Below are 14,934 nucleotides of genomic sequence, written 5' to 3'. Positions count from 1 at the left end.
GATTTTGCTGAAAAGTTTTTCCTGTAACCAGTTTCGACTCAACGAATCACACACCTCCAATCCCACATCCTACGTCAAGCACAGTTTTTATACCTTCTGGGATAAAACTCAAAAGTTTGGCTGTATATGCAGCTTGCGCCGCACGCAGGCGAGTTAGAGTTAATTCTTCACCCACAGTAGGTAGTGGTTCCCAATACCCGTAATGGAGATAGTCGGAATTTGTAAGTCCCATGTAATAATCTATCGCTGCATTTTGGTAACGAGTTGCTTTGGGAATTTTGCTTGATTTTGGCTTGAGCATTCATCAATAAAGTAAGTTTTAAGGTATTAGGCTTGGATTAAATTCTGACCATCGCTTGCAAACTTGTTCGTAGCAATCGGGTGGAGTAATTTTTAGTTGATGTAAAAAATTCACCTCAATTTGAGGTTCAGCCTTTAGCACCAGAAGAATATCTTGATGGGGATTGTATGTTGCGACTGCTGGGGAAATTGATGAAATCATCGATGAGCAGATTGATTGCGATATAGCTTGGCAATCCTGAAACGATCGCAAGTAAAACCTAATCAGATCGGAAGGAAGAAATTGCAGGGTGAAGGAAACTGTATCAACACTTGTATTTGTCGGGTGAGTAACTTTAGTATCCACATCACAAATAACAACTCCCCGCCCAAATAATTGAAATCCTTTCCATCCTGTGTAACCGATTACCAATATATTGTTATGGATAAAGCTGTTTTGCCAGTAGCCGAAATTTCCTTGCCAAACACTATTGGATGGTCGCATTGACTTCCTCCCCCAACACAATTGACTCAATGCGAACCTGCTCAAGCTCCCGACCAACCAACACTAATCGCGTTTGACGGGGTTCGTGGAGTTGCCAAGTCCGATCGTAAAAGTAGTCAAATCGATTACCAACACCCTGTAATACTAGACGCATGGCTTTGTTCGGAACTGCTACAAATCCCTTAATTCGATAAATTTCTTGCTGTTGCACCAATGTTTGCAAGCGTTTAATCAAGACAGACGGCTCAAATGCTTGGTCTAAAAGTAGTTGCACTGAATTAATCCCGTCATCATGTTCGTGGTCTTCTTCAGTATCGTGGTGACTGGGACGACTTTCTAAGTTATCTTCTACCGCAGCATTGAAACCAAGTAACAAATCGCTACTAATTTTACCGTCTTGGCAAGGAATGACTTTTACACCAGGGGATAAGTTCTGCTTTAGCCAATCCTGCACCCTAACTTGCGTTTGTTCGTCAACGCGATCGCTCTTGGTAAGCAATACTAGATCAGCACAAGCCAGTTGATCTTCAAACAGTTCCTCAATGGGTGTTTCGTGTTCTAGACTAGAGTCGGCTTGTCGTTGTGCTAAGAGGGCTGCTAAATCACCTACATATTGATTAGTTGCTAAAGCTTCACAGTCCACCACAGTAATTACGCTGTCTACTGTAGCGCCTGTGCGAATCTCTGGCCAGCGAAATGCTTGCACCAATGGTTTTGGCAGTGCTAGTCCAGAGGTTTCAATTAACATACAGTCTAGGCTGGCGCGTCGTTTCAGTAATTCTTGCATCGCGGGGAGGAATTCTTCTTGCACTGTACAGCACAGACAACCGTTGGTGAGTTCCACAATATTACTGTTGGAGTCTTCTTCATCGTCACAAACTTGGCAATCACGCAATAGTTCGCCATCAATACCGATTTCTCCAAATTCATTTACCAAAACAGCAATGCGTCGCCCTTGATTGTTTTGAAGTAAATGGCGAATTAACGTCGTTTTGCCTGCGCCGAGAAATCCTGTAATGACTGTAACGGGAATTTTATGCATATATAAAGTATCTATCAACTCAAAATTGGCGATCATGCAATCGCTACCCAACTAAGCTTGAGGGAGTTCCCTTAGCAAAGTTTCTGTCCATCAATTCTGTATGTAAGTTCGCCCGCACAGCGCGGAACATGCCAAATCGGCACAACCCTACACCAAACGCCAAACGCATCAGCAAAAACGTCGGCACTTCGCGCACAGACTTGATGAAACCAAACAGTCCAAAACGCAGAAATCCGCTTGGTCGAACCACCCCTTGCCAAATCGAATCTAACCAAGAAGGAAGGGTTTCTTGCGTCCAATCAGCCGTAATTACCTTTCCTTCCACTAATCCTGTAGCTGCCAAAAGTTCGGAGAATCCCTCAATGCTAGAAAAAGCTGGATGAGACCACTGATCTAGCAATTGTCGCATTACTGGTTTCTCCCAAAAATTTAGCGGCTTTTGGCGATCGTCTCTCTGATTCCAGTCAGCTACAACTAAGATTCCGTCAGGTTTTAGTACCCGTATTAATTCTCTGGCAAAAACAGCTTTATCAGGCATATGGGGGCCTGCTTCGATTGACCAAACCACATCAAAACTAGCATCTGCAAACGACAATGCCATTGCATCATCAACTGCAAAGTGAGCGTTTAGTTCTTGGGGTGTTAACTCCTGGGCGCGTTTTACTTGTTGTGGACTGATGGTAATTCCTGTGACAGCAAACCCATAATCTCGTGCTAAGATGCGGCTGCTGCCGCCAATCCCACAGCCAACATCTAAGACGGTAGTACCATTCGGTAATTTTTCTATTCCACCCCATTTAACCATGTAATGCACAAAATCAGATTTAGCAGCCAAAAAATCCTTGCGTCGTGGTGGCGAACCGTAATGACCAAGGTGAATATGTTCTCCCCAATAAAACTCTAGGATGCCGTCAAGCGTCCATTTGTCGTAGGAATTGGCGACTGTAGCTGAGGATTGATACTTGCGGGCAGTTAGGAAATAAGCCGCAATTACAATCACCAAAAGCAATATAAAACCAATTACAAAATATAGTGAAGCTGACATTGTTTTGAACGCTCCTGTACGTCTACCTGAGATAGATTTTTTACACGAATTTCGTAGCCAGAATTTTGTAGCAGGAACCCTTGACAAGAAAGCAGAGGAGCAAAATCGAAAGAGGATTTATCGTTCTACTCATTTTTGAAGTCGATCTAACGGTTTGCTCGTTGCTCGTCCCAAATCAGATGAAAGATGGCGTAACCACCCACGAGAGGCAATGCTCCCAAAAGGAGCCGCCCAAGGAGCGATCGCAATATAAATCATCTTGAACATGGACATTGCAAGGTTTTGCACACCTCGAATCATTTTCCCTGGAAGTAGCCGGGGCTTGTATTTGTCTTGGGGAAAAGCCGCTTGTTTGACAAAGGGATGAACAGCAGTGGGAATCTTCCCAACTCGGTGAAGATAGAATTTCGGCATGATGATTAACCGACTATAAATCTAGTAAATTCGCAATTCTGGTGCGTAATTAGGAAAGCATTTCTTCGTTAGTGGAACAGAACTGTGTATGTCATACACGCCATTTCCTACTTGTTTGGAACAACCTTTTACTGCGATTTCACAGTTGCGTTTGCTTCCTCCCGTAGAACTTTCGTCGCTTCCACCATGTTCTTTAAAGCCGGAATCACCTCTGACCAACGACGAGTTTTCAAACCACAATCTGGGTTCACCCAAATCTGTTTTACAGGTAAATTAGCAACTCCAGTCCGCAATTGCTCTAAAATCTGTTCAGTTGTCGGGACAACAGGACTATGGATATCATAAACTCCATTACCAACTTGATGTGAGTAACCACCCTCTGTGATTTCTCGCAAAGTTTGATTGTTACTGCGACTATTTTCAATTGAAATAACATCGGCATCTAACCGTTCAATATCCTTGATGATGTCACCAAATTCGCAATAGCACATGTGGGTATGAATTTGCGTTTGGGGTTGGGCTATTGCTGTCGCCAAACGAAATGCATCTACAGCCCAAGAAAGATATTCATTCCAGCGTTGGGGCTTTAGAGGTAAACCCTCACGTAGCGCTGGTTCATCTACTTGAATTACCTTTGCACCAGCCGCTTCCAAATCCGCTACCTCATCCCGCAACGCCAAAGCAATTTGGAAAGCTTGTTCTGACTTGAAAATATCGGTACGGGGATAAGACCAATTTAAGATAGTTACAGGAGCCGTCAACATCCCTTTTACAGGTTTTTCCGTCAAAGATTGAGCGACTTTAAACTCACGTAGCGTCATTGGCGCAGTCCGAACCACATCACCATAAATAATTGGTGGACGAACATAACGGCTACCGTAGCTTTGTACCCAACCATTTTCAGTGAAAGCAAAGCCTGATAATTGCTGTCCAAAAAATTCCACCATATCGGTGCGTTCAAATTCACCGTGTACTAAAACATCTAACCCTAATTCCTCTTGTAGTTTAATGCTTTCGGCAATTTGAGCATCAATAGCAGCTTCATATTCTGACTGATTCAATTCACCTCGTTTATAACGCACTCGGAGTTGGCGAACTTCAGAGGTTTGGGGGAAGGAACCAATTGTGGTTGTTGGGAACAGAGGCAGAGAAATTTGAGAATCCAGCCGCAATCCGTAGGATAATGAACGCTGAAAATCATCAATCTTCAGAGTTTTTAGTCTTTCTTGAACTGACTGATTGGCTGGACTAAACTCCTCAAATGTACTCCAGGTTGATTCAATAAATTCTTGCTCTGTTTTAGTGTTGTCACCTTTTATTGTTCGAGCCAAGAAAACCACTTCTTGAAGTTTCTGTTCGGTAAAACTCAAGACATTGCGTAGCTGTGATGGTAATCGTTTTTCTCGTTTGGCATCGTAGGGAACAAACTGTAAGGAAGCAGATGGTTGAATATCTAGAGATGTTCCATGTAACGTCTCTACAATCTCTTGTAATATAGGAATAATTTTCTCTGGACGAACTTGCCAAATATTTCTTGCGTCTATAATCCCTACTCCTAGTCGCTTATTTTGCGGAAAACCGTGAGTTTTGATTAACTCTAAGTTGCGTCCGCGTGTCAAATCTAAGCTAATAGCAGCAACTGGTAAATCTATTACCCAGGGGTAAGTTTCACCTAAATCATCAAAATAAGTAACTAGATGCAAAGATATTCCTACTGCATCTAGCGAATTATAGACAGTTTTAAAATGTTCTTTCCAGGAATTAGCATCACCTAAAACAAGTGCTGGCTCATGTATTTGTACTTCTGCTATTCCTAGATTCTTCAGTTGTGTAAGCAGGTTAACATAGAGTGGCAATAGCTTTGATACTGCCTCGTCTATATTTAATTCCACTTTACTCAAACGTAGTAGAGTGCATGGCCCCAATACTATAGGAACTGCTTTTTTACCCAATATATTTTGAGCGCGAGATACAGTTTCTATAAAGTCACTGAAATCGGCTGGTAATATATCTGTTGCAATTTCTGGGACAAGATAGTGGTAGTTAGTATCGAACCACTTAGTCATTTCTAAGGCTGGAATTCCTTCTTGACCCCGCGCCATCGCAAAGTAGCGTTCTAACCCACTAAATTGCTGAAATCTTTGAGGAATTAGCCCAAAACGAAATATCCAATCAAGTACATGGTCGTAGAGAGTTGTATCTCCAATACCAATGTGGTCAATTCCTGCTTCTAGTTGGGTTTTCCAGTTAGATTCCTCAACTTGTCGCACGGTTTGCAGTAATGATTCTGCATCTAACTTGCCACTCCAAAATGCTTCTAATGCTTTTTTAACTTCCCGATTTTTACCAATACGAGGATAGCCTAATGTTACGGTTTGAATCTGCATGACTTTTTATTCCTTTGAAGATTAAATAATTAGGCACTATGAACTGGAAACTGGTAATTTTCACTCAGTCTTCAATTAACAACAACTTATGTTTAATTGCGTCCACTTACTTTGTGGTGGAATCTTTGCTAGAATTCCTTTTCTTAGAGGTTCAGGTCGTTCTGACCAAGGTAGTGAACCATCACCTTTAGCATAGTATTGACTGGCACATTGCAAAACCGCAGATGCACAACTATCATTTGGTAAATCGCCAAACAGATAGGTTGGTTTACCTTCTGCTGTAAAGGCAATAACACAAGAACGGTTACAAGCACTCATACATTCAACTCCCTGAATGGAGAATTTATTTTGTAATTCCCAATTGAATGCAAGTTGTTGCAGATGCAGTAATAGTTGCTGACCGCGACTTTCTCCAATTCGCTTGCCATCTTGCCACACGCTAGCGCAGGTCGTACAAACAAATAAAGTATGTTGTTTGTTGAGCATTGATTTTGAAATGTGTAGGATTAAGTTCCAAGCGCAGATATTACATAGTTTTGTCAGCATGAAATCTCACTTTGCTAACTATGCAATGTATCTGTTGCAAACTATTAGTAATAATTGACCAACAATTCCTTAATGGTAAAATCCGCAGGATTTGTCTGTACAATCAATCTAAAATCTCAAATTGGATAACCAGTATCAGGTCAGATGACACGAAAATAACTATTATCAAGTAGCTGTTGATGTCCTTTTAAAACAAGACTGCCACTTTTCACATCTGCGATAATTGTGCCAAATAACCCAGTAGTACAGACACTTACTGAAAAATACACTTCTAGGCACAATTTGTACTGCCAATTAACTATCTATCATTTCCTCGTAAGCCGTAAGCTGAAGTGTATCTTTGGCACGATGAAGAAATAAAATTGATTGATTGTGAAAATATTCATAGTTGCGCTTATCTATACCTCGTAGATTTCAGCAGGAGTTAACTGTTCGGCGGGCATTCTGACTCACAAGGTAAACCTTGATTACAGCTGCGGGACAGCGCCGGATTTACACCGGACTTTCCCCGTTTCCTCTAGTGACTGTTCCCCACTAGAACCGACTTGTAAAATTCAACTATATCATTGTTTACTGTCTAATGCAAAATTTAATCACTTATTTTGTGATTGGTATAAAACCCTAATTCAATCAGAAAATTACTTACCTTTGCCGTAAATACTGAAGAATACCGCGAACGATCGCCTCAGCCATCCGATTATCATACTCTAGGTTCGCCAGTCTGGGATTGTCTTCAGAACCTGTTACAAAACCAGTTTCTATTAAAATTGCGGGCATAGAATTTTTTCTTAGCACATAAAATCTAGCTCGTTTTACTCCTCGGTCTTTTAATGTCGGAAGACCTTGAAGAATGCTTTTGTGAACCACTTGCGCTAAACGATAACCGCGATCGTAATGATAAGTTTCTAAACCATTTGCACTAGGGTTGTTATCAATTGAGTTTGCATGAATGCTCACAAATAAGTCTGCATGAGCGTGTTCTGCCATGACAACTCTGGGAGCAAGGTCTACAAAATAGTCAGCATCTCTTGTCATGATGACTTTAATACCATTTTGCTCTAAAAGTGAGGCTACCTTTTTACCGATTCTCAAGATGATATCCTTTTCTTTGAGTCCCTGAAGACCAATAGCACCCGTATCTTTTCCCCCATGTCCGGGGTCGATGATTATGACTATTCGTCCTTTGGGAGGACGAGGTATCGATTGTGAGGTTTCGGATGCAGTCGTTGGTAGAGAGTCGGGGTCTGGAAATGGTATAGGTAAAGGAGGAATAGGAATTGGGATTTTTGTTATAGAAGTAGAGGGTGGTGAAACTGGGCGATCGCGCTGAAATTCTAATGCTAATATTTGAGAGCTAATTTGGTTAAGTTGCTTAATTTGTACCCTAGACGCAGGTTGAATATAAATTACTACGGTTTCTCTTTCTTGCTGTTGTAGACGTACTCTCAACACGGGACTGTTTGCATTCAAAGTTGGCCCAGTAATATTGCTTGCGAGTTTAGCATTCGGGATAGCGATTCGGTAAAGGGCTGTTTGTCTATCCCAATTACTCGTGACATTTGATAAACTGCGTAGTTTACCGCCGTAGGCATCGCTTCTAATTAGTAGTTGTGTACCATTGTTTGCCAATTCTACAGATTCAATTGTGGAAGGGGAAGTAGGTAATTGGGTTACTGAGTCAGGGCGATCGTTGCTTTGTTGTAACTTGACTATTCCACTATCAGGTAACAGTACTATACCGTCGCTACCACTAACCGTTGCCTGCCAATCAGGACTATTTTTATCTAACCGTAAGGTCATGCGGACAGTGGGTATTGCACTTTGTAGTTGAGTAAATTGAATACTGTTGACACCGTATCGGTTGATTGACTGCTGTTGTTGCAGACTAGGCGATAAAGTTGCACCTTTAATATTAATATCTATAACGCTACGATTTTCGCTGCGATTTACCTCAATTTGTGAATGATTACTGCCATGAGTGCGGATAAAAAATCCATCTCCTGTGACTAGTAAATTTTCAATAATATTTGTCTCGGATGTAGTTTGTGCAACTTTTCCATCAGTCACCACACTGTAGATTCCACTTGCAGGTGATGTTGTCTCTACCCGTTCTGGCGATGGTAACTGTACCACCCATTGATTGCCAGTTCTCGATGTAAATTTTACAAGTTGCGGATCGAGAGTGTAACCTGGATTCAGTTCTACAACTATGCGAGTCTTTTGTTCGTCAAATTGTCCGAAGCGGATAGCACGAATTGCACCACCTACAGACTGAGTAAAACTAGGTTTTCCTAAAGTAGTTCCAGGTAAATCAATTACCAAACGAGTGGGGTTAAAAATTAACTGTGCCTGGGGTTGTACAGGATCATCAGTCGTAAATTCTAGCTGCTTGGAGACACCATCAAATCGCCAAGATTCTAGTTTTGCAGCAAGTGCGGGAGACGTGAGTATGGCAATACTTAATATTGCACTGGATAGCAGCCAGTGTATTTTCACAGAATACTCTCCTATTTCAATTTTATGACATCAAATAATTTTGTATTTACTTTTACTCACACCAGTACTAACCCACCAGAAATACTTTGCTGCTGAGTATTCGTTTAGCTGAGTATCTAAATGCAACTAAACCGCTTTATTATCGACACTCTCTAATTTCGTTCGCTCAAAAAATTAAAGAATGTCTGGTAATTTTGCATACAACTATCAAAAAATCTGGCAAAAACACTCGAATCTTTAATTGAGTTAATTACAGTTGCATCAACTTAATAAAATCTCATAAAAATGTTAGCCATACTGAGTTTTAGCAAGGCATAGTTGATAGCTGTATATTTTTACTTTTGATATCGCAATCGTTGTTATTTAATAAAATCCACTACCTATGGACTTTTACTAACGCAGATACAAAAAACGATGGACGATATTAGTCTTAACTCTGAGTGGAGAAAATTTGGGGACATCTGTACCTCGCAGATTTTTTAGGTGTGTTAACATCGGCGGGTCTTCTGACTTTGAGAGGATGCTTGAACACAATCTCATTACAGCTGCGGGACAGCGCCGGATTTACACCGGACTTTCCCCGTTTCCTCTAATGGCTGTTCCCCACTAGAACCGACTAATCGACCCATTGTATAGCATAATCAGGAAAATAACACAAGATATAGTTTTAGTTAACAGCCACTTTTATTTTAAGATTTCATGACATTAAAGAAGTCTTGGTTGTTATAACCAAGACTGAAGAATGAATTTATTTAATTGAACGCACTTACACAATTGCTTATCCCAAATTACTGAAGAACGTTCTCCAAAGGGTTCCCGTTACTCCTACAGCAATTAAAGCGTTAGTGAAAAACTTGCCTAATTCAATTTCTTGTCCCAGTGCTTTGTCGTCTTGACCTCAAGCTTGTCTGACTCCTTGCTTGTAAGTTGGTACATCTTGCAAAGAACCAATAACATACGCTGCAAAGAAAACTTTGCTCATGTAGTGGCTGAGGATATGAGGATATATCGTATATCAGGAATTCGCAAATTGTCTGATCTGGGACAGGTATATTTTATTGCAGCGGATTTTGCTGCTTTTCCCGCTCCTCAACCGCCTTGCTCACAATTCGCACCACAAGATTACTGATGGGACGGTCTTCTTCCTCCGCCCATCTCACCAAAGCCTCGTGGATATCTTTAGGGAAATATATCGAAGTTTGTACGCGATCGCTCTGGCTCATCAACTCTATAAGGATTTGTCGCCAATCCATCATACCCTCACAACCTTTTTACAAGGCTCAATAATGTTTAACAATGTGTGGCAATGTTTTTATGGTAGATTGAAAACGATCGAGATTTTTTTATGGCGATCGGGTCAAGTGGCGATCGTTATCTGGCGAAGACGAATAAGTAATTAGTTCTAAGTACACAAATAAAAATTATTTATTTAGTGGAGATTTGGTAACTATGAGCTGTAAGAATGATTCCAAAGGTTCAACTCTAAAAACTATACGATGTCATCTAGACGCTAGCGAAGATGTACTTCGTAAAGTATGGGAAGAAATGGATAAATAATTTATATAAAAAAATATCTAATTTTCCATATCCAATCCATTATGTATATAGCGATTTGAGTGGTTGCTATAAAAACGAAAAAGGAGATATTTTCGTTTACTTTAATGGCTGGGCTAATTATCACTTTAAAATTTGTTGTAACAAACGGCAACGTCATTTTTTTGAACGCTTTTTAGAAGACTACAAAACTTTTAAAAAAAGCGAAAAAAGTGAAAAAAAGCTTTCAGGTAGCTTGTCTACACTACGTTCTATAAAGTTATTATGGCAGGCGAAGGCAAGGGTGAACCGTGGAAAGTTCATAAATTAGCGCTACATTGCACCTATGATGCTCGTCTATGGACAGCAGAAGGTACTGAGGAGGTGAGAAAAGAAGAGACTGCTCAAGTGCAAAAACGAGTAAGTAAAGCAGAGGAGAATAAAAATTTAGATAAACAGGAACAAAAAAAACTGAAAGCAAATCAATCTTCGCTGTCTCGACTTAATAATTCATTCACTCGTCCTAGTAAGCCAGCTTATCAAGGTCAATCTAACATAATTGTTGGCATCAGTTTTCATCCTGTTGAATTAGCAACGGTTGCTATAATTGATACAAATACCAAAAAAGTACTTGTATGTAAAACAGTAAAACAGTTACTAGGCAATGCTTTTAACCTGTTAAGCCGTAGACGACGACAACAAGTGCATTTAAGGAAAGAGAGAGAAAAAGCTCAGAAAAAAGATTCGCCATGCAATATGGGTGAATCAGAACTAGGGGAATATATTGATAAATTACTAGCAAAGAGAATAGTAGAAATTGCTAAGTCTTATCAGGCAAGTTGTATTGCGTTACCTACATTAAAAGACATAAGAGAAATTCGCACCAGTGCAATTCAAGCAAAAGCTGAGACAAAAATTCCAGGGGATGTAAAGGGTCAAAAATTATATGTTAAAGAATATAACCGTCAAATACACAATTGGAGTTACAACAGACTCCAAGAATCCATCATGTCGAAATCTGCTGAATTAAAAATTAGTATTGAATTTGGCATCCAGCTCCATTATGGTACTCTGCAAGAACAAGCCAGGGATTTAGCATTTTATGCTTACCAATGCCGAATTAATACTATTAGCAAATAAAATTTCTAATCAAAAAGTAAGATTTAATACAATGCGGTTTAGTTAAGCATTTCTCCCTTCTCTCTGTGTCCTTTGCCTTTGGATTGCCGCAGGCTACCCTCCGCATCTACGTTAAAAAATTAAGTTTGACAAAGAGTTTTAGCGCTAACTGAAGCGTATTGTGATTTAATAGATGTTAAATCGGTGCCGTCGTACATGCTCTTTTGAGCCTTAACTGTATGATGCTAATACAGTATTAACCCCTTTATGTAAATACTGTTGGAATGGGTTAGTTTAGCGTTTGAGAAAACGTATTCTTTCGGGCCCTGGTAGCTGCCAACTCTACCTGTGCGATCATCTAAGTGTTTGTTAGTGGTAATTGCTTGGGTAAGCTAATACTGCTGTTAGATGAGAAAGTACTCGCACCGAGACGCATGGGAAGTATAAGGTGTTAGGGTTCCAAACAGCCCAGAACCTTAGCTCTTGACATCAAACTTTTTTAGCTTGGTGTTGGGTGACAGAGCGGCCTATACTACTGAAATTTTAGATTTTGGTTTTACAAGGAGGATCATTACCTCTTACTTTACAACAAAGTAAGGGTACGGGTATACTGTCACGGTGGCTACCGAACTACCACCCCCTAATTTTTATTTTTGGCAGCTCAAAGCGGGGGCAAAATCTCTGGGGTGCTGCCAAATGTTCAAAACTCCTGTCTGCACTGGGTATTACTGTTTTAGTCATGAAGAAAATTTTATTCATTGACTGTAGAAAATAGGAATTAAAGGAGGCTTGTCAATTTTGCCTTCAGAAGCCCTTGTTGGCAAGAGTTTTCACGGGTGCGGTTTCCAAAGCCCTCTCGTTAGGTGGTGGGTTGAAAGCTACTCCTCTGCAATATCGGGGATCGAGCTAACTCTTGAGTTTCCAAAGCCCTCTCGTTAGGTGGTGGGTTGAAAGTCAGATGCGAGAAACAAGATTAAGGGAGTTAACCGTTTCCAAAGCCCTCTCGTTAGGTGGTGGGTTGAAAGAGTGGCCGATTAGCGATCGCACCATGAGAAAATTAGGTTTCCAAAGCCCTCTCGTTAGGTGGTGGGTTGAAAGTTGTGATCGCCGAAGTAAGCGCTTTGGTTATATAATTTTGTATTAGGGTGGTTTGAAAGGAGCGCTGCGATCGCACGTCAGACGCAGCTATTTTATAGTAGTGAATAGTAGTGATGCCTCTGCTTGAGTGAAAAAAAGAAAAGAAGAGGTAGTACATTTTTGTAATTAGACTGCAAATAAAGCGCTTTAAAGCTAGTATTGCAATTCAAGAGCCTTGCGCTTGCTGTAATCTATGAAATTAGAAAATATATATATTTGTCCGAGTTTTACAGGCTGATTTTGGACAATAATTCTTTAAAACTGGTTTCAACTCTGGACAATAATTCTTTAAAACTGATTTAATTGCTGAAAGTCCCGAAAATACGTAACTTATGCCCTTGAACTTGGAAAAAATGGACATTAATTCTTTAAAAGTGACAATAATTATTTAATGGACACATGGAGAATAACGGATTCGAACCGATGACCTCTGCGGTGCGATCGCAGCACTCTACCAACTGAGCTAATTCCCCAAAATCTATGCTAAGTCAAGAGTACTATTACTCCAAGACATTATCACCATAGATTATTCTAACATTCAGTTACCGATGGTTGAGGCTGTTTTTGGGAAAAAACCTTCTGCACCCGTTCTAGTTCCAAATCACTGAGATAATCAACAGTCCAGTTACAGCAGCGCTGAAGCATGTGGAATGGGTAAGTATTTGCTACACCAACAACTTGCATTTGCGATCGCTTCGCGGCTTCTATACCTGCTGGAGTATCTTCAATTGCCAAACACTCGTGTGGTTGAAGATTCAAGTCGGGATATTCTTTATTTAAGCGTTTTACTGCCAGTAGATAACCATCGGGTTCTGGTTTACTGGTGGTGATGTCATCACCAGCAACAATAATTTTAAAATATTCAGCTAGTTTAGCGCGATTCAGTACTAGTTCTATTTCTTTCCGAATCGCGCCACTAACTAATCCTAGTTTCAGATTGCGCGATCGCACCTGAAATATTAAGTCTTCTACACCTGGATATAAAGGCAGTTTCTTTATTTTTTCTAATTCCACCGTATAAGCTTGGGCTTTGCGGTACAGCAACTGAGTTAAATAGTTTTCATTGGCTACTCTACCACGATTAGCGAGTAGTTGCCCAAAACAAGCGCGATCGCTGCGTCCTAAAGAAGCTTGACGCTCGCTCACCTTTTGGGGTTGGAGATTTTCTTCAATGAGAATCTCATCGATCAGTTGCAGGTGGATTGGCTCATCGTTAATGATGACACCATTAAAATCAAAGAGAACTGCCTTTAAACTCATGCCATTATGCCAAACGCTGGAGAACCAAGTCCCTCCAAATCATTATTATCTACTGATGTGGGAGTATAATGACGGACATTTTCGGTTGCTATTGGTTTTATGCCGCTAGTTACCTGATTTATCCACCATACATCCTGCGATCGCACCGCTTCAAATCCGGCTGCACCCATATTCGCTTCTATGCTACTAGCAGCATATTCACGAATATATGGCTCCTCAAAAACATCATTAAGCCATTCTAACTGACGCAGAGTCTTCTGATTTCCATCTAGAATTAATACTTGTCCTCCAGTTACCAGCAACCGGAAGCTTTCTCGCAGAATTGCTAAGGAAACCGCATCTGGTGTTTCATGGAATAGCAAAGAAGCTGTTACTAAGTCAAACGAAGCATCCCTCAAACCAGTTTTTTCAGCATTTCCATGTCGCCAGACTATATCCAAGCCAGCATTTCTAGCTTTATCTTCCGCCCTTACCAGCATATAAGGTGATAAATCCAAACCAATAACTTCCGCTTCGGGGAAAGCCTGCTTTAACATTAAAGTAGTAGAACCAGTACCGCAACCTAAATCGAGTATGCGTCGTGGTTTTACCTGGACGGCATCAACTAAAGCTTGACGGACAATACCTTCATTAGGCGGTAGAACGTATTGAGTAACTGGATCGTAAGTAACTGCTGCATCGGAATTGAGGTATCCACCAGTAATACCGTGAAAGTGTTGATTACTGTAGTACGCCGGAATTATGACATCATCTCGTCGATAGCGATCGCTCTCTTTCTCCCAATTAATACTATCAGCGTAACGCCGTAACCCATCTTCATCAATCAAAAGACGCACTACAGGGGATAAAAAACGTTCCCAGATTGTATCTTGACGCACTGCCATATTATTGTGTCGGAACTTTAAGGAGCTATTTAAACACAGTGATTTTCTTTACAAATTTTAATACATTGGAGAAACATTTGCTTTCTCCCTGTGGTGATAGATTGATGGTTGCAATTCTTTTATATTACACATATAATACAAATGTAACTCCTAAAAGTAGTTCTTCAGCTTCACGAAAATTTAAGGAGCCAAATGAAAGACAATACAACATATAAATTGCTACAACTAACTAGGTAATGGGTTATATGTCATACCAATAAGTGTCACTGCCCTATACCAAATCCCTA

General features: G+C 40.5%; 12 protein-coding genes, 1 tRNA gene and 2 riboswitches. Of the genes, 1 reads left to right on the top strand and 12 read right to left on the bottom strand.

Annotated elements, in window-relative coordinates:
• Nucleotides 1–46 precede the first annotated feature (46 nt).
• The 9 genes from RM368_RS21830 to RM368_RS21790 form a co-directional block, all read right to left on the bottom strand.
• On the bottom strand, nt 47–301 hold the full coding sequence (locus RM368_RS21830; protein WP_322695972.1) for a hypothetical protein: 255 nt from the start codon (nt 299–301) through the stop codon (nt 47–49).
• A gap of 18 nt (nt 302–319) precedes the next feature.
• Nucleotides 320–784 carry a hypothetical protein gene (locus RM368_RS21825; RefSeq protein WP_322695971.1) on the bottom strand — a complete coding sequence of 155 codons (465 nt, stop codon included), beginning with the start codon at nt 782–784 and terminating at the stop codon, nt 320–322.
• A complete protein-coding gene (cobW, locus tag RM368_RS21820; protein ID WP_322695970.1) occupies nt 768–1,862 on the bottom strand; it encodes a cobalamin biosynthesis protein CobW in 1,095 nt (364 codons plus the stop codon). The genes RM368_RS21825 and cobW overlap by 17 nt, the downstream gene beginning before the upstream one ends.
• 7 nt (nt 1,863–1,869) lie before the next feature.
• The gene (locus RM368_RS21815) at nt 1,870–2,871 is read right to left on the bottom strand and encodes a methyltransferase domain-containing protein (RefSeq protein WP_322695969.1); all 1,002 of its coding nucleotides are present in this window, start codon (nt 2,869–2,871) and stop codon (nt 1,870–1,872) included.
• A 129-nt stretch (nt 2,872–3,000) separates the two neighbouring features.
• The gene (locus RM368_RS21810; protein WP_322695968.1) at nt 3,001–3,285 is read right to left on the bottom strand and encodes a hypothetical protein; all 285 of its coding nucleotides are present in this window, start codon (nt 3,283–3,285) and stop codon (nt 3,001–3,003) included.
• Nucleotides 3,286–3,413: 128 nt separating this feature from the next.
• Entirely contained in the window at nt 3,414–5,672 is a 2,259-nt protein-coding gene (gene metE, locus RM368_RS21805; RefSeq protein WP_322695967.1) for a 5-methyltetrahydropteroyltriglutamate--homocysteine S-methyltransferase, read from the bottom strand.
• 75 nt (nt 5,673–5,747) lie between these two features.
• Nucleotides 5,748–6,158, bottom strand: coding sequence for a DUF1636 family protein (locus tag RM368_RS21800; RefSeq protein ID WP_322695966.1), 411 nt, complete (start codon nt 6,156–6,158; stop codon nt 5,748–5,750).
• 476 nt (nt 6,159–6,634) lie between these two features.
• Nucleotides 6,635–6,778: riboswitch (cobalamin riboswitch) on the bottom strand.
• An 82-nt stretch (nt 6,779–6,860) separates the two neighbouring features.
• Nucleotides 6,861–8,714, bottom strand: a complete 1,854-nt coding sequence (locus RM368_RS21795; RefSeq protein WP_322695965.1) for an N-acetylmuramoyl-L-alanine amidase — start codon at nt 8,712–8,714, stop codon at nt 6,861–6,863.
• Nucleotides 8,715–9,192: 478 nt separating this feature from the next.
• A riboswitch (cobalamin riboswitch) is annotated at nt 9,193–9,346 on the bottom strand.
• A gap of 423 nt (nt 9,347–9,769) precedes the next feature.
• Nucleotides 9,770–9,970 carry a ribbon-helix-helix domain-containing protein gene (locus tag RM368_RS21790; RefSeq protein ID WP_322695964.1) on the bottom strand — a complete coding sequence of 67 codons (201 nt, stop codon included), beginning with the start codon at nt 9,968–9,970 and terminating at the stop codon, nt 9,770–9,772.
• A gap of 562 nt (nt 9,971–10,532) precedes the next feature.
• Between RM368_RS21790 and cas12k the strand changes: the two genes are divergently transcribed.
• Nucleotides 10,533–11,387, top strand: coding sequence for a type V CRISPR-associated protein Cas12k (gene cas12k / locus RM368_RS21785; RefSeq protein WP_322695963.1), 855 nt, complete (start codon nt 10,533–10,535; stop codon nt 11,385–11,387).
• A gap of 1,516 nt (nt 11,388–12,903) precedes the next feature.
• Here the strand turns inward: cas12k and RM368_RS21780 are convergent.
• The 3 genes from RM368_RS21780 to RM368_RS21770 form a co-directional block, all read right to left on the bottom strand.
• Nucleotides 12,904–12,976 (bottom strand) — tRNA-Ala (locus tag RM368_RS21780).
• 58 nt (nt 12,977–13,034) lie between these two features.
• Nucleotides 13,035–13,763 (bottom strand): HAD family phosphatase, encoded by a 729-nt coding sequence (locus RM368_RS21775; RefSeq protein WP_322695962.1) that lies wholly within the window; start codon nt 13,761–13,763, stop codon nt 13,035–13,037.
• The gene (locus RM368_RS21770) at nt 13,760–14,647 is read right to left on the bottom strand and encodes a class I SAM-dependent methyltransferase (protein ID WP_322695961.1); all 888 of its coding nucleotides are present in this window, start codon (nt 14,645–14,647) and stop codon (nt 13,760–13,762) included. Before RM368_RS21770 ends, RM368_RS21775 begins: the two co-directional genes overlap by 4 nt.
• Nucleotides 14,648–14,934 lie beyond the last annotated feature (287 nt).

The sequence above is a fragment of the Nostoc sp. DedSLP03 genome (assembly GCF_034530815.1).
In the GTDB taxonomy this organism is placed as follows: domain Bacteria; phylum Cyanobacteriota; class Cyanobacteriia; order Cyanobacteriales; family Nostocaceae; genus Nostoc.
The sequence above is the reverse complement of the archived record's forward strand: the minus strand, read 5'-3'. Positions and strand labels throughout refer to the sequence as shown.